We start from the raw sequence: 18,398 nt of genomic DNA, 5'->3' as shown, positions 1-18,398 counted from the left end.
CTGTTCTTTTTTACCCGCGTATCATCAATAAAGCTGCGTGCTTTACTGCGGGAATAAAAAGATCCTTAATGCATTTCAGGAACTAATTCTTCTACTTTTTCAAAAGTGTAAACTTTTAATACAGGTTCTTTTGTGGTGAAGCCAATAACTTTATTACGCAGTTCTTTATAAACTGGTCCATTTTCATAAAGCTCAACTTCAGCCTTTGTTTTCCACTCAGAAAATGCAATGAATTCATCTGTAGTAACAATAGGTTCAAACAACCTGGCGTCTATACAGCCCTTAACTTTTCTTAAAGCAGGAATAATTTCCTTCCTGTATAATTCTTTTACTTTATTGATGTTTTCTGGTGCAATTCTCAGGAACATTTGTCTAACTAACATAAAAGACTCCTTTTGTTTTGATGAAGAAATTTAGTTTTCAGGGAGTCAAATTTGAAGAGCAGCACAAGGTATGTATGCTGTATTTACCAAACAATGATAGTGGTCATAACATGCCAGAATAAAACAAGTAATGCATGGATTAACTAGTAAAAATTGCAGAGAAATATAAGACATGGATGTACCAAATACAGCAGCTTTTGACAAACATTTATTCTTTATAAACCTTACATTACCTTACTAAGAATATCATGTACAACTAACACTAAATGAGATTTGCAATGAAACAAAAACAATTATTATCAACCACAATAGGTATCGTGTTGGCAATGGTTGCACAAAGCCAGGAATTGAAAAACACATCTTATATAAACCAGTCAGGTGAAAAGGTGTTAAGAATTGAAATGATATTACCTGTGGATAATCAAACTGCCTGGGAACTTTTTACAAATGACCAAAAGTTACAACGTTGGATAGCTCCTTTGGCGCATGTTGAATTAAGGGCTGGTGGGTATATACTCACCAACTACGATATCAATAAAAAATTGTCAGACTCCTCTTCTATCAGGCTTCCGATTTTAAGTTTCATTGACAATGAACTAATAGTTCTTAAAGTGATGCTCAATGATAACTTTCCCCAATCGGTGAGGGATGCTGATGAGAACCTGCAGGAGATCATCCAGTTTCAAAAATTGGGCAATAATACTACAAGGATCATTTCATCCATGACAGGATGGAAAACTGGTCCTGACTGGGATAAAACCTATGACTTTTTTGTAAAAGGAAACGAATGGACGTATAAAGAATTACTGAAGAATTATAAATAACTATATCTACCCATACTATCGTTGATTAACGCAATGATACCAGGTGGACTGCATAAAAAAAGCCTCCTTTCATAGCGAAGGGAGGCTTTTTATTTTTACATTCTATAATTAGAATGTCCGTGGAGTAGCTTTTGCTTTTTGTACCTGTTTTTGAATGGTATCCTTATCGCCTACCATCACCTTGATCATTTTGTTGTAGTCAACATAGCTGCGTACCATATTGGAAACTGTTTCAGGTGTAACCTTGTACAGGTTCTTTACATAGTTATTCAAATAGCTGTCATCCAGGCCATATAGATCCAGGAAGTTCAACTGTCCAATGATACCGCCAGGAGAAGAATTACGCAACACAAATATGCCTGCTTCATAATTCTGAATGCCCGACAATTCTTCTTTGGATGGAGGTTCTGTTTGCAATCTTTTGATCTCTCTTTCAATTTCTGTCAGTGCATCCACAGTGTGCTCACTGGTCACATCCGCCTGCTCTATCCAGAGCGAAGAGCCTACCTGGTTGTTCAATGAACTGAATGGAGAATAGGTATAGCCTTTGTTCTCGCGTATATTACTGGTTATGCGTGAGCCAAAAGAGCCACCTAATAAGGAATTGGCTACCAGGAACGGAACATAATCTTTATTGGTTGGTGTCACTACCGGGAGGCCTACCATCAATGTAGTTTGTGGAGCACCCTTGCGATCAATGACCAATGTATCAGAAAACGCTTTTGCTGTAACTGGTGGATAGGTCACCGCGGGTCCTGCTTTCCATTTTGTCAATGATGTATTGATGGCATTGTTGACCTCTTTGTCATCAAACTTTCCGACAACGTACAACACAGAACGCTTTGCTCCAAAGTTGGCATTGTAAAAATCTTTTACCATGGCAGTGGTATAACTGTTCAGCATTTCTTCTGTTGGGAATAAACGCCCATAAGGATGATCCTTGTATACAGCGGCATAAAACTGCTCCTGTGCCTGTGCCTGCGGGACCGCCTTTTGAGTGGTCAGCCTGCGTTTAAAATCGCTTTTCAATCTATCCAGTTCACTGGCAGGAAAAGAGGGTTGCATTACGAGGTCAGAGACCAGCTTAATGAACTCAGGTGCATATTCTGAAAGCACTGTACCTGAAATGGTAGTCTGGTTGGAGCCTACATTGACATTCAGGCTGCCACCCATCATGGCTACTTTTTTGGAAAGCGCAGCGAAGTTCAAGTTTGAAGTGCCTTCACGCAACATCCTTCCTGTCAGGTCAGCCAGCCATACCTGGTTAGGTCCTTCATGTACATTACCTGTCTTTATGATCAGGCTTATATTGGCCTTTGGTAATTCACCATAATGAACCACCATAGTTTTCAGACCATTTGGATAGGTCTTAACAGATTTAGCTGAGAGTTTGAAATCTTTGGCTACGCCGCCGGCAGGAGGTGTTTGCTTTTGAGCAACCAATGTTTGACAGGTGCAAAAGCTTATGGCGGCAATGATAATTATTTTGATCGTTCTCATTATTTGGAAGCTTTTGGTTCAATGATTAAAATGGTTCTGTTGTTAGGGGCGAGGTATTTCTGGGCCACCTGCCTTATGAGCTGCGGTGTTACTTTTTTAAATGAAGTTTCCAGTTTGTTGATCTTTGATGGATCATCATCAAATAATGCAAAGGAAGCCAGCAGGTTCACCTTGCCAATGCCAAAAGTGCCACCCATAGCATCATACAAGCCTGAACGCATTTTCACAATGGCCAGCTGGAGATCTTCCTGTTTGGTATTATTGGCAATATCGGCCACTGCCAGGTCATACTGCCTGATGATAGAATCGGCAGGTACTGAAGCATCGTGAATGAGGCTGGATGTCCATAACATGGGTCCATTATAGTCAAACATGCTTCCCAGGCCTATGTTGATGCCGGAGTTTACACTGCTGGCATAACCTTTCTTTTGCACCAGGGCTTCGTATAGTTTGCTATCCTGTCCCTGGCCCAGCATCTGGTCTATCAAGCCCATGGCATAATATTCCGGCGTATTACGCTCCGGCATTTTATAGCTGATGGCGATGGCTGGCTTTTTGGCCAGGGCATCTTCCTTGGTAAAGCGTTGCTCTTTTTCCTGGGGCGGTTCTGCCAGGTCAGGTTTTGGAGGCAAAGTAGATGCGGGGATCTTTGCAAAATACTGCTCTACCCATTTGCGGGCCGAGGCAATTTCAAAATCTCCCGAAACTACCAATACGGCGTTATTAGGGGCATAGAAAGTTTTGAAAAATGCATCTACATCTTCCAGTTTCGCAGAATCCAGGTCTGCCAGGTCACCATAAAAGTTATGTGAGTTGTACCAGTTCTTATTGGCATATTGAGGCATGTCAAGCCAGGGGAAACCACCATAAGGCTGGTTGAGCACATTGACCTTTACTTCGTTCTTTACTACGCCCTGTTGATTGGTCAGGTTGTCCTGCGTGATCTTCAAACCTTTCATGCGGTCGGCTTCTGCCCATAAAGCTGTTTCCAGTTTATGTGCAGGCATAACTTCAAAATAATTGGTAAAGTCAAAGCGGGTAGACCCGTTCAAAATGCCACCATTCTTTTGTACAAGTTGAATGAATTCCATCTTGCCCAGGTTTTCAGATCCCTGGAACATCATATGTTCAAATAAATGCGCAAAACCAGTGCGGTTCTTTGGCTCAATGCGAAAGCCGATGTTGTAATAAACACCTACAGCGATAGTAGGTGCTGTTTTATCCGGAGATAAAACCACCTTCAATCCATTGGGTAATTTGTAATACGTAACGGGCACCTGCAGTTCGTCGCCGGGTCCATTGGCGGGCTTGTGCCAGGAAAGAAGTGCAAGAACCGGCAAAAGCAGTCCTAAACTCTTGAAAGGCAATACACGTGAGTACTTCATAAGCATATGTGTGTTAAATAATTTACAGTTTTGAAACAGAAGATCTGTTGCCGCATAATAGCAGTTCAATATATATAAAGAAGGTCATTTGTTCTGGAAAATTATACCAGTGGTTGAAATGCCATGCGGTTCAGGAGATCTTTCGTTTTTCAAAGGTTCAATGACTACCTTCATAACAAAAACTATCCGGAAAACAATTGCATCCATACCAGGTCTGTTCAAAAAGTCCCTGAAAGAATTGTTGAAGCAAGATCCCTTGCGGATGGCTGGAGCGACAGCCTTCTTCACCACCTTCGCACTCCCGCCTATTTTGGTTATCCTTATACAGGCTTTGAAGTTGATCCTTGACCCCCGTACTATCAGGGTGCAGTTATTTAATAACCTCAGGGAGATCATTGGCAGGGAGGCCGTGAAGCAGTTGGTTGATGTCCTTGTTAACCTCCACAAGATCGCCCAGAACTGGTACATTACTTTGGGCGGGTTTATATTTTTACTATTTGTGGCCACTACCCTTTTTAAGGTCATTAAAAACTCCATCAACCAGCTATGGATGGTGCGGCCTCACAAGCGAAAAGGCGTAATTAAAGGATTACATACACGTATACAGTCGCTCCTTGTGCTATTGATCGCAGCCGTTCTTTTTGTGATCGGTATCATGATGGAAGGTGCAAGGACCCTGGTCAGTAATTATATTTTCGAATTCTCACCCCTGCTCTCCATTTATTTTAAAGGGATTCTGAACCAGGTGGTCTCTGTTTTAATTGTGATGTTATGGTTCATGATGGTATTCAGGTACCTGCCCGACGCCCGACCTGAATGGAGTATAGCTTTTATTGGGGCCCTCGTCACCTCTTTGTTGTTTACTGCAGGTAAGGTCATTCTTCACTGGCTTTTGACCTATAGCAGTATTAATAACGTTTACGGGGCTTCAGCTTCAATGGTTTTATTACTGCTGTTTGTATTTTATTCTTCCCTGATCCTGTACTATGGAGCCAGTTTTACCATGGTATGGGGTGAATACAAAAGGAAGCCCATTATGCCCCTTCCCTACGCGGCACATTACCGCGTGATAGAGGAAGTAGTTACCGGACCAAAGCCCAAATAAGGGCAAAAAGCAGAAAATATTTCAAAAAGCAGTCTTTTTGGCTATGCAAACAGTTATTCCTGTAAATTGTTTCCCCGGATAAATTAGGTGGTACTCCTTTTGTAATTACTAAACCAGATAGGGAATTGATGCTATTGAAATGGGTATATATCGGCAGTTGTGTGTTGACTGGTATTTTGATGGCAGGACGTGCCGAAGCGCAGGGCCAGAAAGAAACAGAGAACACCCTTGACAGCCTCCGTTCAAAAAAGGGAGTATTGGGAGTTATTGCCCAAACCCTGATAACAGATACCACGAAGGAAGAAAACAAAATACTTGAGCGTGCCGATTTGCCTTTTCAGAAATACAACAACAAGATCATTCGAAACATTACCATCGAACCGATAGATTTCGGTATCATGATCGGGGATACCAGTAAGAGATTCAATAATACCCTGACAGATATAGCCAATTTTGTCCATTCCAATACAAGGGGATGGGTAGTTAGGAATAACCTGTTCTTTAAAGAGAATGATCCCCTTTCTCCCTTTCTTTTGGGGAATAATGAACGCTATTTAAGAGATCTCCCTTTTTTACAGGAAGCGCATATAAAAGTGAAGTCAATAAAAGGCAATCCTGATTCAGTGGATGTGGTGGTATATACCAAGGATATGCTTTCCATTGGTGGCGCGCTGGCAGTGAGAAATTCTCAAAGTGGACGGGTGGAGGCAAGAGAAGACAATTTTATGGGCTGGGGCGACAAAATGGAGCTAGAGACCCTTTACGATAAGGCAAGGAATAATCAATTTGGATTTGGAGCCGAATATGTAAAACGCAATATTATTGGCAGTTTTATAGACGGAAGTGCAGGATACCTGAATTTCAGTCCAGCCTTCAGTACCCAGAAAGCCGAAGAGCAACTGGGTTATTTAAAACTGGAGAAGCAATTGGTTAACCCTTACATGCGCTGGACCTATTCTGCCTCTGCAGCCTGGCATTCTACCACCAATATGTTCAATTCGGATTCATTGTATCATAATAACCTCAAATACCGCTATCGTGTTTATGATGCCTGGGCCGGATGGAACCTGAGTTCAAATAACATTGGTAGTGAAAATGAATTTGGGCGTATGCGGTATTTGGTGAGTGCCCGTTTCTTTGATCAGCAATTCACAGAGAAGCCATTGGAATATAAAGACCGCTATTATTACGCTTATGCCAACTCAAGGGCGTTGTTAGGCTCCTTTTTCATCTTTAAACTCAATTATTACAAGACCCAGTATATCTATGGTTTTGGAAGGAAGGAAGACGTGCCGGAGGGATTGGAAGCCTCCATCACTGGTGGCATGACCATAAAGGAAGGCAGGAACCGTCCCTACCTGGGATTATCTTTCGACAGGTATTACCTGACCAGGAAAGAAGGGCATATGAGTTATTCCCTGGCTGTCGGGTCTTCTTTGTATAAGAGTAAGTTGGAGGATATCAACCTTATCGCCAACATCAATTATTTCACGCGGTTAAGACAATTAGGTACAAAATGGAAACAACGGTGGTTTTTTAACGCCAGTTTTGGCAGGCAATTCAATGGTCTGCTGGATGAACCTTTGCTTATGGAAAGCAAGTATGGCTTTGATAATTTCCAGAATAATTTCGTGGGTGGCTTTATGCGTTCCACCGTTAAGGGCGAATCGGTTTTCTTTAGTCCATGGAATCTTTTCTTCTTCAAGTTTGCACCTTTTGTGTTCAGCAGTGCTACCGTGTTTCAATTTCCTTCAGAAATGGCCAACTGCAATTCCCGGATTTATTCAGCATTGGGTGGTGGAATAAGGACACGTAACGAAAGCCTCATTTTCGGGACAATGGAGTTAAGAGGTTCCTATTTTCCTAAAAAGGATGCTTTCAATAATACCTACCAAATACAGGTGAATACCAATATTCGATTTAAATACAAACAGAACTTTATTCGCAGGCCTGAATTTGTACAGGTGAACTAGCACAGTTGTACTAAGTAATATTTAAGATGTAATATTCCGGGAATGAAACTAATGAGCGTGCATTCTTTCCTTTTCAACAGCTCTTTTAATCCGTTATACTTGTTTTTTGAACGCTGCGATGGAGCGTACCTACCTGCATGAGGGCTGCGGAACCATACCAGGGATGCAATTCCATATCAAACAGTCCCGCTTTTACCGCAGGATCAGTAGCAACTAAATTTTTGGCTTCTTCTATGGTGGTCACATTGAAAATAAAGATACCTGCGAGGTCTCCTTTGTCAAGGAATGGACCGGCAAGTAACAACTTGCCCTCTTTGGCCAGCCTGCCAATATTTTTTAAATGGCCTTGTATCAATTGATTCCTTTGAGAAGAATCAACAGTTTTGGAACCTTTTTTTAAAAATGCCATCACATACTGCTTCATGCCATATTGATCAGCCCCCCATTTTTTAGCAAGCACGGAATCATAACTCGTTTTATCCTGTGAAAAAGAAGCGAGGGTTATTAGCAGGGCTGAAAGCAGTAAGAGGGGTCGCATCGTGTAAATTTTAGAAATGAAACTAATAAGATTTATGAACCTGGCAAAGCTCACCATTGATAAGGGAATAAGTAGTATGCATTTGAATCATTTATGAAATCACAAAAGAAAAATTGCCAGATTTGCAGCTACAAAAAGATATGCAACTAAAAGTTATTGCCTTTGATGCCGATGATACACTTTGGGTGAATGAGCCTTATTTCCAGGAGACAGAACAGAAATTCTGCTCATTGCTGGAGGATTACCTGCCCCAACATACTACTGCAAGGGAATTGCTGAAGACCGAGATAGATAACCTGGCCTTGTATGGATATGGAATAAAAGGTTTTATGCTTTCCATGATAGAAACAGCGATGTCTGTTTCTCAAAAAACTATCAGCCTCGATGTCATTGAAAAGATCATAGAATATGGAAAGGCTTTGCTGGCTCGTCCTATAGAATTGCTTGATGGCGTGGAAGAAGTGTTGCAGGAACTAAAAGGAAGATACAGGCTGGTGGTTGCAACAAAAGGTGACCTGCTGGACCAGGAACGAAAGCTTAAAAACTCGGGCATCGAACATTATTTCCATCATATAGAGATCATGTCAGATAAAAAGGAATCGGACTACCAGAAGCTGATCAGGCACCTGGATGTGCAACCCGCCGAGTTCCTGATGATAGGCAATTCACTCAAGTCAGATATATTACCCGTGTTGAACCTTGGCGGCCATGGTTTTCATATTCCCTACCACACCACCTGGGCGCATGAGCACATTGACCATACGATAGAGCATGAAAATTTTAAACTGGTAGAACAGATCAGGGAAGTATTAAATCATTTGCCATGAGCAGTTATTTGTTGGATATTGATAATTGGAAACGTAAAGATCATTTTCATTTCTTCCGACAGTTCGAAGAGCCTTTTTTTGGTGTTACTGTAAATGTAGATTGCACGAATGCCTACAAGACGGCTAAAGAAAATGGCATATCCTTCTTTCTCTATTATCTCTACCATTCCCTTCATGCTGCAAATGCCGTAGAACCTTTTCGTTACAGGATTGTGGATGACAAGGTAATTGTATATGACCGGTCCAATGCTTCACCAACCATCAACCGTCCTGATGGGACATTTGGATTTTCTTACATAGACTATTACCCGGATCTCCGTGAATTTTTGACTCATGCAAAAAATGAAATAGAACGGGTACAAAACAGTTCCGGCCTTGTGCCTGCAGAGCCAGGACAAAACGTGATTCATTATTCCTCATTACCGTGGGTCAGGTTTACCGCACTTGCCCATGCCAGGGCTTTTTCATTTAAGGATAGCATACCAAAAATATCATTTGGAAAAATGGTAGAAGAAAATGGTCGTCAAACCATGCCCATGTCTGTCCATGTGCACCATGCTTTGATGGATGGCTTTCATGTAGGACAATATATTGACCTGTTCGAAGAGCTGTTGAATCATCCCAATTTGTAGGCATACAATTCATTGCGGCATAGACACGATTCGTGTAAGCTATTGTGAGGTCTATTCGGTTGTGCATTGTTTAACCTCCGGAATACATTCAACTTTACAGCACATAAACTCCATTTTTTCTCATTAGCAGTTAGTTTTGTTATCGGCGGTAATTTCCATTACCGCTTCTTTTTTGCCCTGAGCACCGAAGCATGCCTATACATCTATGATCTCTTGCTGGCATCCGGCATTGTAGCTGCAAGGGTACTGCCATTGTGGAGTATTGTAACCCTGTACTATACATGTTTATTCTCCGCATTGTCCCTGTTCTTTACCCGATGCCATACGGGGATACTACGGGGTTACTACGGAGATAGTACGGGTTTGCTACGGAGAACTTATACTGGAGCTTAGCTACTGGCAGGAAGCAGCTAAACTGTAAGTTGGAAAAAGACTCTTGCATCAAAGGCATCAATAAAAAAGAAAGACCGTCCATTAAAGACGGCCTTCTTCAACTGAACAGAGTGTATCTGTTTTTATTTTTTGATCTTTTTATCTACAGTCCATGTATTGACGTTGGACTTGATGATCATTTTGCTGTCTGCATTTTCTAAAGTAGCATAATAGGAAGTGCCTTCCTCTGTTGAGAACTCTATCAGGCTGGCGATCCAGTAGTCATTGTAATTTTCTTTCAGGTTATTCTGCAACAAAACAGGCAACTGCGTAGAAAGAATATTTTTTGACAAGCCTAATAAAGTACCTGTACCATCATAATAGGCAGTAACGTGCTGGTTGGTAAATGTGAACTCAGCTTTGTAAATGTCTTTACTAACGGTCCAGGCTACTTCTTTAGCAGTGCTGAAGGACTTCTGGAAAGAATGTAAAACTGGTTTGGTTACAGGTGAATCAGCTGCAAATGTACTCACACCAAAAAGGGTGAATAAAACGATGGAGAAGAAAAACTTTGTCATAAAATGTATTTTAAAGTGTTTTGAATTTTAATTCCACCACAAACCTACATTGGATAAAATCCTTCATCAAGGGCAATGGTACCGAACTGCCATTTTAGGTTGCTAAATGGCGTTAAACCCTTACTGAATTGTAATCAGCCATGGTGGGTTTTTATGTATTTGATGACATGCATGTACATAAGAAAGCCACCCGTGGGTGGCTGTTTCTCGTGTTTTGGTTGTTGTTTGGTTAAGGGTCCTTTTTGGTTGGTTCTGTCTTAGCGGGTTTAACTGTTTTCAGGAATTTATAGATGGCTATCAATTCTGTATCTGTCATTCTTCCAAAGGCTTCCCAGGGCATATGGCTGTAAGGGATCAACTTGCCCATTCTAAATCGTTTAATAAAACTTTCCTGGCTCCAGTTAGTAATGCGTCCCGTTGGATCAGGCGTCAGGTTGGGCGAGATGAGTGTGGGATGTCCTTTCTCTTCGAAGACCGTTCCGCCTGCAAGTGGTGCTCCCACAAAATTGCCAATACCATCTCTTTTGGTGTGGCATTCATTGCAATTGGCTACTGCCATCACCATGTGCCTTCCATAGGCAACAGTGGTATCAGCTTTTACAGCTATTGCCGGTGTAGCTGATGGACCTGAGGGTTTGATCAAAAATGCTTTAATGAGTTTTCCTACAAGATTATAATTATGATCAGGCACTTTATTCTTTACTGGTTTAACAGACCGGAGGTAGGATATAATAGCTGTAAGGTCCTCATCACTTAGATCCTGGAAGGGCATGAAGGGAAGAACAGCTTCACCGGTTTTCTTGACACTGTATCGCAACACCCGTGCAATTTCACCATCAGTCATATTGCCTATGCCTGTTTCTTTATCAGGGGTAAGGTTGCGGGTATAGAATTTACCAAATGGCAGGTCAAATGCAAAACCACCAACCGGAAGCACTTCCTGGCCATGGTTCAATAATGAATCTTTATTGGGAAGGGGACTGTGACAATCAATGCAATGGGCAGGACCTATTACAAGGTGTTTCCCCCTGGCAATGATGGCACTATCTGTAGAGGCTTTGATGTTGGGATAGGGAGCATCATATTTTAAATGCTGGCGAAAGATGGTGATTAATGTAACACCTGCTATAAGGACCAGCACCACGATGAGGGTCCATTTTAAGATCTTGCGTATCATAAACAATGGTTAAGGCCCCCGAAACTATAGCCATCGTAAAAAGATCACAACATGCCTGTGTATGAATTGGTGAAAACCCGGAATGGAATGTTATAAAAATATTCTCCGCAGGAAAGAATAAGTAGGAATGTTATAGCACCAGCAATTCATTAGCTTAACTATTGCTTTGCATAGGCGCTGCTTTCCCCGGAGGCACTGATCACATTATACTCCACATGATCTGCCAGGCGGTGATCAGGAGCTGGAAGGGTCTGTGATTTTTGGGGAGCTATATTGGAAAACTGTATGGTTTTTTTCTGCAACAGATCATTTTGTTCTGAAAAGTAGGAAACTTCTACTGTGGCATTTTTTAGCTGTGCTGAACTCTTATTATACAAAATGAGTTTAAGTCCCTGCACACCCATCATCCAATCGGCGGGTGATTGATTGGATCTCACCTGCACCTGGTCGGATAGGTCAATAGTTGTAGCTCCCTGTTCATCATCCCTGCGGGAGGCTGATCTTCCATTGCTGGTTGTATTGGCTGCACGTGCATCATCTTCTGCCTGCTCTTTTTTATTCTTCTTGAATAGCACATTCAGCAGACCACGTATAGTTCTTTTTTCTTTGGGCTGCTGTTGGGTGGTGGCAGCTTCAGTTTTTTCATCCGCTGGCGGCACAACGGTTGTGTTTTGAGTCGTTTGTTCAGTTATTTGTTGCGCCGGTTTTACCGTTTCGTGAATGGCTGGCGTGACAGCGCTTTTGGTGGCCAGCTCATTTTTGGATGTTACTTTTTTGACTGTAACCGGAGTTTTCGCACCAGGAACTTCATGCGAAGCAGCTTTGACTATAGAGTTATCTGAGGACGGAATAACTATTTCCTCTTTGGGTTGTATTTCTTCTTTGGGTTGCTCTATACGTGTGGCAGTAGAGGTGACGGGTGGTTGGTCTGGTTTGGATGCAGATGGCTTGAGCAACCACCAGGCGCCGGTTAAGCCAATGACAATAGTAATTCCGAATGCTATAGGTGAAATGCCGGCCAATATCTTTTTCTTTCTTTTTTTCTGGAAGACCCATGAAGTATAATCTTCTTCTACATCTTCCAGCTTCCTTGCATAATTGGTGCGGACGTCCTGCCTGGCCGCATCCTCCTGCGGGGTGTAGGATTGTATTCTTTTGCGCAGTTCTTCTGCTTTTTGTTCAATAGGGTCCTGTGCTACAGTTTGCGATTGACCTGGCATAGTTCCGCCGGGCATGCTGACATATATTTTTTTGGGAGCAGACGGCGCGGGAGTAGCCTGCCTTATGGGTTCTGTGTCTTCGCTAACAGGAGGTTGAGGAATAGGGGAAGGTCCTGTTCCCTTAACATAGGGTTTTAATGTATCAATCTCTGTGGGGTATGACCATCCATAGCTTTTTCCCTCGACCCATACAAGGTCTTTGGGTTTCAATTCAAGGTGAAGCAATTCTTCGAGGCTGTGCGGCCCCGTTTGCTGGTTGTTACGAAGAAGCAAATAAACCTTTTCCATACCCTTGGTTATTTAGGTCCTGAAAGAATATATGAGAGTTAACGATGAGAGAAATATTCTATTGCACAGCGGTTTTTAATGAAAAGCTAATTTCTCTCAGAGCCTGAAGGAATTATTTATAGACAACTCCGCAACCGGAATAAGTTTGATTATTATACTTTACCAGTATCTTGTTCTGGTAGGTGAAGTCACTCATGCCATCGCTACAAAAATAGGGAAGCACCATTAGTTTGATCTGGGATGAATCGTTTTGAGCGAGGTAAACAGTGGTGTCTTTTGACGATAATGTTTCCTTACGTTTTAATTTCAGTGCTTGTTCCCAATCGGCAAGACGGAAGCTAATGGTATCATTACTATTTACTTCTAGACTCCAGAAGGGTTCATTACCCACCCCGTACAATACCAATCCCTGTGCTTTTTTCTCCTGCCAGATATCCCTTTCCAGAACATCCTGGAGCTTTACCATGGAATAGCTCTTTTTATACGAGGGATCATAATACTGGAGGGTGTCACCTTTCCATTTATAACGTCCGCGGGCCACCTGTTCCTGGTACAGCCATATATAACCATTGGAAGGCAGGAATGTGCCCTGGATTGTTACCATACTGTCTTTTTTTGATCCGGGATATCTTTCCTGTAGCTGGTAGGTCTTGTTATTATAAAACTTTACGGTTTGTTCAATCTTCGTGGAATCCTCCAGGGGAAAAACGACGCGGTAAATGCCAACAGGGCTTTTCAGTTGGTCGGCCTTTGGCTTGATGGGAGCATCCATATCCATGCTTCCTGGTTCTGCAGGTTTTGCCGAATAGGAATTTGATGATACCGAACCCTGCAGGGTATCTGCCACTGTCACATTGCTGTCTTCATGGATATTCACAGCTTTATCCTGCTGATGGTTGGAGCAGGAGCAAATGAAAAGCAAGGAGAACAGCGAACCAAATTTTACCATGTATACGGTTTATTACAAGGGTAAAAAAGTTGTGCCATAAAAAACCCCGCTTTGCAGGCGGGGCTTAGATTTTATTGAGGAATTAATTAGTCTAAAACCTTGACCCCTTTGGCAGCAAACTGCACATCTTTTTCAGAGCCCTTTATGCTGGCGATCTCTTTTTTTGATTTACCGGCATCTTCAGCATAATGCCTGCGCATTTCTTCTGAGACTTCTTTTACAGTGGCAGCACCTTCTATCAGTACGGTTTTGCCAACAATGTTCTCAGGCATCAGGAAAGCGTGGTCTTTTGCCCTAACCAGCATGGCAGTTCCATCCTTTTTCTGCACCTTGATCCAGCAACCTTCAGCCTTGCATACTTCCACTACTTTTGCCTTTACCAGGCCTTCGTATTGATTGTCCACCAGTTTGGCTTTGATGTCATCAGGTGCAATGGCAGTTGATTCTCCGGAGGTCACAAGTCCATATACAACTCCTTTTGCTGCGGTGATCTTTTCTTTGTCCTGGGCGTGCAGGGCAAGGCCCATAAGCAATATAGCTGGCAACAATAATTTCTTCATGGCAATACAGTTTGAGACAAATATAATTGATAAGCGTAGCATAGTTTGACCTGTAGTAAAGATTCGCAACACTTATGGAGATGAATAGCAAGCTTTGAAAAATGGCAAACTAAGGAATGTTTTTTTCATTTCCCTTTAACCTAATATTAATGATTATTGGCCGATATTTTTTAGGTATGTTTTGCTAAAAACCTTAGCTTCGCCTGCAAATAATATTTTAAGAACAGATGCACATTTATGTTCTACATTAGAGCCATCTTTCTTATAACTCTTTCAACTAAAAAATATGTCAAACGCTGAAAAATTAAAAGCACTCAAGCTTACCATGGACAAGATCGACAAGGATTTTGGTAAGGGAAGTGTAATGATGATGAACGAAAAGGGCGAAAAGGAAATAGATGTCGTTTCAACCGGGTCCATTGGTCTTGACGCTGCGCTGGGCGTTGGCGGATTACCAAGGGGAAGGGTTGTAGAGATATACGGACCTGAAAGCTCTGGTAAAACAACTGTCGCTACCCATGTAATTGCTGAAGCACAAAAGAGAGGTGGGATGTGCGCCATCATTGATGCTGAACACGCCTTTGATAGTGCCTATGCACAAAAGCTGGGGGTAGATATAGATAATTTGCTGATCTCCCAACCTGACTATGGTGAGCAGGCTTTGGAGATTGCTGACAGATTGATCCTGTCCGGGGCCCTGGATGTGGTGGTGATAGACTCCGTGGCTGCGCTGGTACCTAAAGGGGAACTTGAAGGTGAAATGGGTGATTCCAAGATGGGTCTGCAAGCCCGGTTGATGTCACAGGCTTTGCGTAAGCTGACAGCCACTATTTCCAAGACCAACACCATTTGTATTTTCATCAACCAGTTGCGTGAAAAGATCGGGGTGATGTTTGGTAATCCTGAAACAACAACAGGTGGTAATGCACTGAAATTCTATGCTTCTGTACGCCTTGATATTCGCCGTATGGCACAGATCAAGGATGGCGAGGAAGCTATCGGAAACCGCGTAAAAGTGAAAGTAGTAAAGAATAAGGTAGCTGCTCCTTTCCGCACCGCTGAATTTGACCTCGTATTTGGAGAGGGTATTTCCAAGATCGGTGAGATCCTGGATATGGGGGTAGAAATGGGTATTGTTCAGAAAAGTGGTAGCTGGTTTAGCTACAATGGAGATAAATTGGGCCAGGGCCGTGAAGGTGTAAAATCACTTTTGAAAGACAATCCAACACTTGCTGATGAAATAGAGGGTAAGATCAGGGAGAAACTCAGAGAATTGCAATTAGCCTGATGAGGGATATAAAACAAAAATCCTCCTGGTGAAAACAGGAGGATTTTTATTTCAAAGCCTGTGAAAATCATTTCAGGCAATAAATGGTGTTCCAATAGGTTTAAACTTTCAAACGGTTGTTCAGATTTGGATTCAAGACACGAGGCTAATGGCTTTCATAATTATCTGCCTGGATCGGGCAGTAGAATCTTTACAAAGACTCTGCCATATATATAATTGTTTGATATACAGTCCATATATTTATAATTCACTCTATTTTTTAACGAATACTGAGCCTTATTCCCTGGAATTATAAACCCTGGCTTAGCTAATTTTGTATGTATGGCATTTTCCCTTCAATCTTCCTATCAACCCGCAGGCGATCAGCCTTCAGCCATACAGGAGCTTACCGAAGGCATTTTAAGAGGTGAGGGCGCCCAGGTGCTGCTGGGTGTTACCGGTTCAGGAAAAACCTTTACAGTAGCCAATGTGATCCAAAATGTGCAGCGGCCAACACTGGTATTGACCCATAACAAAACACTGGTGGCACAGCTATATGGCGAGTTCCGCCAGTTTTTCCCGGATAATGCTGTAGAATATTTTGTTTCCTACTACGATTATTACCAGCCAGAGGCATACATGCCGACCACAGATACGTATATAGAAAAAGACCTTAACATCAACGAAGAGCTGGATAAGCTCAGGCTAAGGGCTACTACCAGTCTGTTGTCAGGGCGCAGGGATATTATTGTAGTTGCCAGTGTGAGTTGCATCTATGGTATGGGTAATCCTACGGATTATGAAAGTGGGATCATCCGGATTGCCAAAGGCGAAAAAATATCAAGACAGGGCTTTTTACACTCCCTGGTCAATTCTCTGTATAACAGGACCTCCATTGAGTTTAACCGGGGAACTTTCCGTGTAAAAGGAGATACGGTGGATATCAACCTGCCTTATGTAGACTTTGGCTACCGGGTTACTTTTTTTGGTGACGAGATCGAGGAGATCGAAAGCATAGATGTAAAGGATAATAAGCGGATAGGTAAACTGGAGAATGCCGCCATTTTCCCCGCTAACCTGTATGTGGCACCCAAGGATATGATCCAGAATGTGATGTACGAGATACAGGATGAAATGCAGGCCCAGGTGGATTATTTTAAAAGTACAGGGAAGTTCATAGAAGCCCAGCGATTAAAGGAAAGGGTTGAATATGACCTGGAAATGATCCGGGAACTTGGGTATTGCAATGGTATTGAAAACTACTCCCGGTTCTTTGACAGGCGCAAACCAGGCACTAGACCATTCTGTTTATTGGATTATTTTCCCAAGGACTTCCTTTGCGTGATAGATGAAAGTCACCAAACAGTGCCCCAGGTGAGTGGCATGTATGGCGGTGACCGTAGCCGAAAGCTTACACTTGTGGACTATGGCTTCCGCCTGCCTTCTGCATTGGATAACCGCCCGCTCAATTTTCATGAGTTCTCTGACCTGGTAAACCAGGTGATCTATGTAAGTGCTACGCCGGGGGACTATGAATTGGAACAAACAGGTGGTGTGGTTGTGGAGCAGGTGGTAAGGCCAACAGGCCTCTTGGAACCTCCTATTGACGTGCGTCCCAGTGTGAACCAGATTGATGACCTGCTGGATGAAATTGATAAAAGAGTCAAAAAAGGAGACCGCGTTCTTGTCACCACACTTACCAAGCGGATGGCTGAAGAAATGGATAAATACCTGAAGCGGATCGACATCAAGTCGAAATACATTCACAGTGATATTGACGCACTGGAAAGAGTGGAGATCCTTCGTGACCTTCGACTGGGTAAGATCGATGTATTGGTGGGAGTGAACCTGCTTAGGGAAGGACTGGATCTTCCGGAAGTGTCATTGGTAGCTATACTAGATGCAGACAAGGAAGGTTTCCTGCGTAATGAAAGATCCCTGACGCAGACTGCAGGACGTGCGGCCAGGAACGTGGAAGGCCTGGTGATCTTTTACGCCGATACGATGACTGAAAGTATGCAGCGCACCATTGATGAAACCAACCGGCGCCGCGAAAAGCAGGTAGCTTATAATATACTGCACAATATAACGCCTACGACTGTCCGCAAATCAATTGAGCAGGTAATGGCGCAGACCTCTGTTCTTGATATCAAGGGTTATGATCCTGATTCTCCCTATGCGGTTGAGGAGATCATTACCAAGGCAGCAGAAGATGATGCAGAGTACACAACCATTCCTCAATTAGAAAAAGCCATTACACGCACTAAGAAGGAAATGGAAAAAGCAGCAAGGGATATGGATTTTATGGAAGCAGCCCGTTTGAGGGATGAAATGTTTGCTATGCAGAAAAAGCTGGAAGGGATGAAGATCTGATCTGATTACAAATCCTTACTGATAGTGCTTTTTGCCCCCTTAGCCCTTGCCCAATAAGGTTTTTCGTAGTTCTACGATAGGGGGCTAAGTGGTTCCACTCTATTTTATAAAAAAGGGATAGCAAAGATTTGCAGGATCAAAAGAGCCGATATAATTTGGCATTGCACTTTAAATCCAAATCTAATGAAGAAGCGTCTTTCCCGAGTCCTTAACTTTTTTGCATTTAACCTACTGTTTTTTGCACTTTACCTGAACTTTATTCACAAGGATAGCAACACTCCGGCTCCTATCTCTGCTAAATCTACCACTGCATCAGTGCAGGGAACTGTTTTAGTAAGCAACCCGGAACAATATATCAATAAAGAGATAAAGCCACAAGGAAGTGTTCAGGCTCAAAAGCTATCCTATAATTAATTTACTAACCCAGATACACAGACCTTAAACAAG

At 42.5% G+C, this 18,398-nt stretch carries 17 protein-coding genes; 8 read left to right on the top strand and 9 right to left on the bottom strand.

The window, feature by feature from the left end; all coding sequences use genetic code 11:
* Nucleotides 1-65: 65 nt before the first annotated feature.
* On the bottom strand, nucleotides 66-383 hold the full coding sequence (locus tag BP74_RS16390; protein ID WP_496375624.1) for a putative quinol monooxygenase: 318 nt from the start codon (nucleotides 381-383) through the stop codon (nucleotides 66-68).
* A 278-nt stretch (nucleotides 384-661) separates the two neighbouring features.
* Here BP74_RS16390 and BP74_RS16385 point away from each other — a divergent pair, with 278 nt between their 5' ends.
* Nucleotides 662-1,207 (top strand): SRPBCC domain-containing protein, encoded by a 546-nt coding sequence (locus tag BP74_RS16385; RefSeq protein ID WP_496375622.1) that lies wholly within the window; start codon nucleotides 662-664, stop codon nucleotides 1,205-1,207.
* A gap of 108 nt (nucleotides 1,208-1,315) precedes the next feature.
* Here the strand turns inward: BP74_RS16385 and BP74_RS16380 are convergent, their stop codons facing one another.
* On the bottom strand, nucleotides 1,316-2,707 hold the full coding sequence (locus BP74_RS16380; protein ID WP_496375620.1) for a M16 family metallopeptidase: 1,392 nt from the start codon (nucleotides 2,705-2,707) through the stop codon (nucleotides 1,316-1,318).
* Entirely contained in the window at nucleotides 2,707-4,092 is a 1,386-nt protein-coding gene (locus BP74_RS16375; RefSeq protein ID WP_496375618.1) for a M16 family metallopeptidase, read from the bottom strand. Before BP74_RS16375 ends, BP74_RS16380 begins: the two co-directional genes overlap by 1 nt.
* Nucleotides 4,093-4,252: 160 nt before the next feature.
* Between BP74_RS16375 and BP74_RS16370 the strand changes: the two genes are divergently transcribed.
* Both BP74_RS16370 and BP74_RS16365 read left to right on the top strand, forming a co-directional pair.
* Nucleotides 4,253-5,197: a YihY/virulence factor BrkB family protein gene (locus BP74_RS16370; protein ID WP_496375616.1), complete on the top strand. Its 945-nt coding sequence runs from the start codon at nucleotides 4,253-4,255 to the stop codon at nucleotides 5,195-5,197.
* Nucleotides 5,198-5,322: 125 nt separating this feature from the next.
* Nucleotides 5,323-7,170, top strand: a complete 1,848-nt coding sequence (locus BP74_RS16365) for a hypothetical protein (protein ID WP_496375614.1) — start codon at nucleotides 5,323-5,325, stop codon at nucleotides 7,168-7,170.
* An 85-nt stretch (nucleotides 7,171-7,255) separates the two neighbouring features.
* Here BP74_RS16365 and BP74_RS16360 read toward each other — a convergent pair whose 3' ends face one another.
* On the bottom strand, nucleotides 7,256-7,708 hold the full coding sequence (locus BP74_RS16360) for a YciI family protein (RefSeq protein WP_496375612.1): 453 nt from the start codon (nucleotides 7,706-7,708) through the stop codon (nucleotides 7,256-7,258).
* 122 nt (nucleotides 7,709-7,830) lie between these two features.
* Here BP74_RS16360 and BP74_RS16355 point away from each other — a divergent pair, with 122 nt between their 5' ends.
* Together BP74_RS16355 and BP74_RS16350 are read left to right on the top strand one after the other, a co-directional pair.
* Nucleotides 7,831-8,535 carry an HAD family hydrolase gene (locus tag BP74_RS16355; protein ID WP_496375610.1) on the top strand — a complete coding sequence of 235 codons (705 nt, stop codon included), beginning with the start codon at nucleotides 7,831-7,833 and terminating at the stop codon, nucleotides 8,533-8,535.
* Nucleotides 8,532-9,167, top strand: a complete 636-nt coding sequence (locus tag BP74_RS16350) for a CatA-like O-acetyltransferase (RefSeq protein ID WP_496375608.1) — start codon at nucleotides 8,532-8,534, stop codon at nucleotides 9,165-9,167. Before BP74_RS16355 ends, BP74_RS16350 begins: the two co-directional genes overlap by 4 nt.
* Before the next feature lie 515 nt (nucleotides 9,168-9,682).
* On the opposite strand, the gene BP74_RS16345 is transcribed toward BP74_RS16350, so the two are convergent.
* From BP74_RS16345 to BP74_RS16325, 5 genes are all read right to left on the bottom strand, one after another.
* Nucleotides 9,683-10,117, bottom strand: a complete 435-nt coding sequence (locus tag BP74_RS16345; RefSeq protein ID WP_496375606.1) for a hypothetical protein — start codon at nucleotides 10,115-10,117, stop codon at nucleotides 9,683-9,685.
* Between the two features lie 229 nt (nucleotides 10,118-10,346).
* Entirely contained in the window at nucleotides 10,347-11,294 is a 948-nt protein-coding gene (locus BP74_RS16340) for a c-type cytochrome (protein WP_496375604.1), read from the bottom strand.
* A gap of 158 nt (nucleotides 11,295-11,452) precedes the next feature.
* Nucleotides 11,453-12,802, bottom strand: a complete 1,350-nt coding sequence (locus BP74_RS16335; RefSeq protein ID WP_496375602.1) for a hypothetical protein — start codon at nucleotides 12,800-12,802, stop codon at nucleotides 11,453-11,455.
* 112 nt (nucleotides 12,803-12,914) lie between these two features.
* Nucleotides 12,915-13,751: a copper resistance protein NlpE N-terminal domain-containing protein gene (locus BP74_RS16330; RefSeq protein WP_496375600.1), complete on the bottom strand. Its 837-nt coding sequence runs from the start codon at nucleotides 13,749-13,751 to the stop codon at nucleotides 12,915-12,917.
* Between the two features lie 86 nt (nucleotides 13,752-13,837).
* Complete coding sequence (locus BP74_RS16325) at nucleotides 13,838-14,311, bottom strand: DUF4920 domain-containing protein (RefSeq protein ID WP_496375598.1); 474 nt, start codon at nucleotides 14,309-14,311, stop codon at nucleotides 13,838-13,840.
* A 286-nt stretch (nucleotides 14,312-14,597) separates the two neighbouring features.
* On the opposite strand from BP74_RS16325, the gene recA reads away from it, so the two are divergent.
* The 3 genes from recA (at nucleotide 14,598) to BP74_RS16310 (ending at nucleotide 18,365) form a co-directional block, all read left to right on the top strand.
* Nucleotides 14,598-15,599: a recombinase RecA gene (gene recA, locus BP74_RS16320; protein WP_496375596.1), complete on the top strand. Its 1,002-nt coding sequence runs from the start codon at nucleotides 14,598-14,600 to the stop codon at nucleotides 15,597-15,599.
* 321 nt (nucleotides 15,600-15,920) lie between these two features.
* Nucleotides 15,921-17,951 carry an excinuclease ABC subunit UvrB gene (gene uvrB, locus BP74_RS16315; RefSeq protein WP_496375594.1) on the top strand — a complete coding sequence of 677 codons (2,031 nt, stop codon included), beginning with the start codon at nucleotides 15,921-15,923 and terminating at the stop codon, nucleotides 17,949-17,951.
* A 183-nt stretch (nucleotides 17,952-18,134) separates the two neighbouring features.
* Complete coding sequence (locus BP74_RS16310) at nucleotides 18,135-18,365, top strand: hypothetical protein (RefSeq protein WP_496375592.1); 231 nt, start codon at nucleotides 18,135-18,137, stop codon at nucleotides 18,363-18,365.
* Nucleotides 18,366-18,398 lie beyond the last annotated feature (33 nt).

The organism is Flavisolibacter ginsengiterrae DSM 18136, assembly GCF_059568575.1.
The sequence above is the reverse complement of the archived record's forward strand: the minus strand, read 5'-3'. Positions and strand labels throughout refer to the sequence as shown.

Bases quoted from the DNA above. Each gene is read 5' to 3' on its own strand.
- BP74_RS16390 (WP_496375624.1), bottom strand. From the start codon at position 383: ATGTTAGTTAGACAAATGTTCCTGAGAATTGCACCAGAAAACATCAAT.
- BP74_RS16385 (WP_496375622.1), top strand. From the start codon at position 662: ATGAAACAAAAACAATTATTATCAACCACAATAGGTATCGTGTTGGCA.
- BP74_RS16380 (WP_496375620.1), bottom strand. From the start codon at position 2,707: ATGAGAACGATCAAAATAATTATCATTGCCGCCATAAGCTTTTGCACC.
- BP74_RS16375 (WP_496375618.1), bottom strand. From the start codon at position 4,092: ATGAAGTACTCACGTGTATTGCCTTTCAAGAGTTTAGGACTGCTTTTG.
- BP74_RS16370 (WP_496375616.1), top strand. From the start codon at position 4,253: ATGACTACCTTCATAACAAAAACTATCCGGAAAACAATTGCATCCATA.
- BP74_RS16360 (WP_496375612.1), bottom strand. From the start codon at position 7,708: ATGCGACCCCTCTTACTGCTTTCAGCCCTGCTAATAACCCTCGCTTCT.
- BP74_RS16350 (WP_496375608.1), top strand. From the start codon at position 8,532: ATGAGCAGTTATTTGTTGGATATTGATAATTGGAAACGTAAAGATCAT.
- BP74_RS16345 (WP_496375606.1), bottom strand. From the start codon at position 10,117: ATGACAAAGTTTTTCTTCTCCATCGTTTTATTCACCCTTTTTGGTGTG.
- BP74_RS16340 (WP_496375604.1), bottom strand. From the start codon at position 11,294: ATGATACGCAAGATCTTAAAATGGACCCTCATCGTGGTGCTGGTCCTT.
- BP74_RS16335 (WP_496375602.1), bottom strand. From the start codon at position 12,802: ATGGAAAAGGTTTATTTGCTTCTTCGTAACAACCAGCAAACGGGGCCG.
- BP74_RS16330 (WP_496375600.1), bottom strand. From the start codon at position 13,751: ATGGTAAAATTTGGTTCGCTGTTCTCCTTGCTTTTCATTTGCTCCTGC.
- BP74_RS16325 (WP_496375598.1), bottom strand. From the start codon at position 14,311: ATGAAGAAATTATTGTTGCCAGCTATATTGCTTATGGGCCTTGCCCTG.
- recA (WP_496375596.1), top strand. From the start codon at position 14,598: ATGTCAAACGCTGAAAAATTAAAAGCACTCAAGCTTACCATGGACAAG.
- uvrB (WP_496375594.1), top strand. From the start codon at position 15,921: ATGGCATTTTCCCTTCAATCTTCCTATCAACCCGCAGGCGATCAGCCT.
- BP74_RS16310 (WP_496375592.1), top strand. From the start codon at position 18,135: ATGAAGAAGCGTCTTTCCCGAGTCCTTAACTTTTTTGCATTTAACCTA.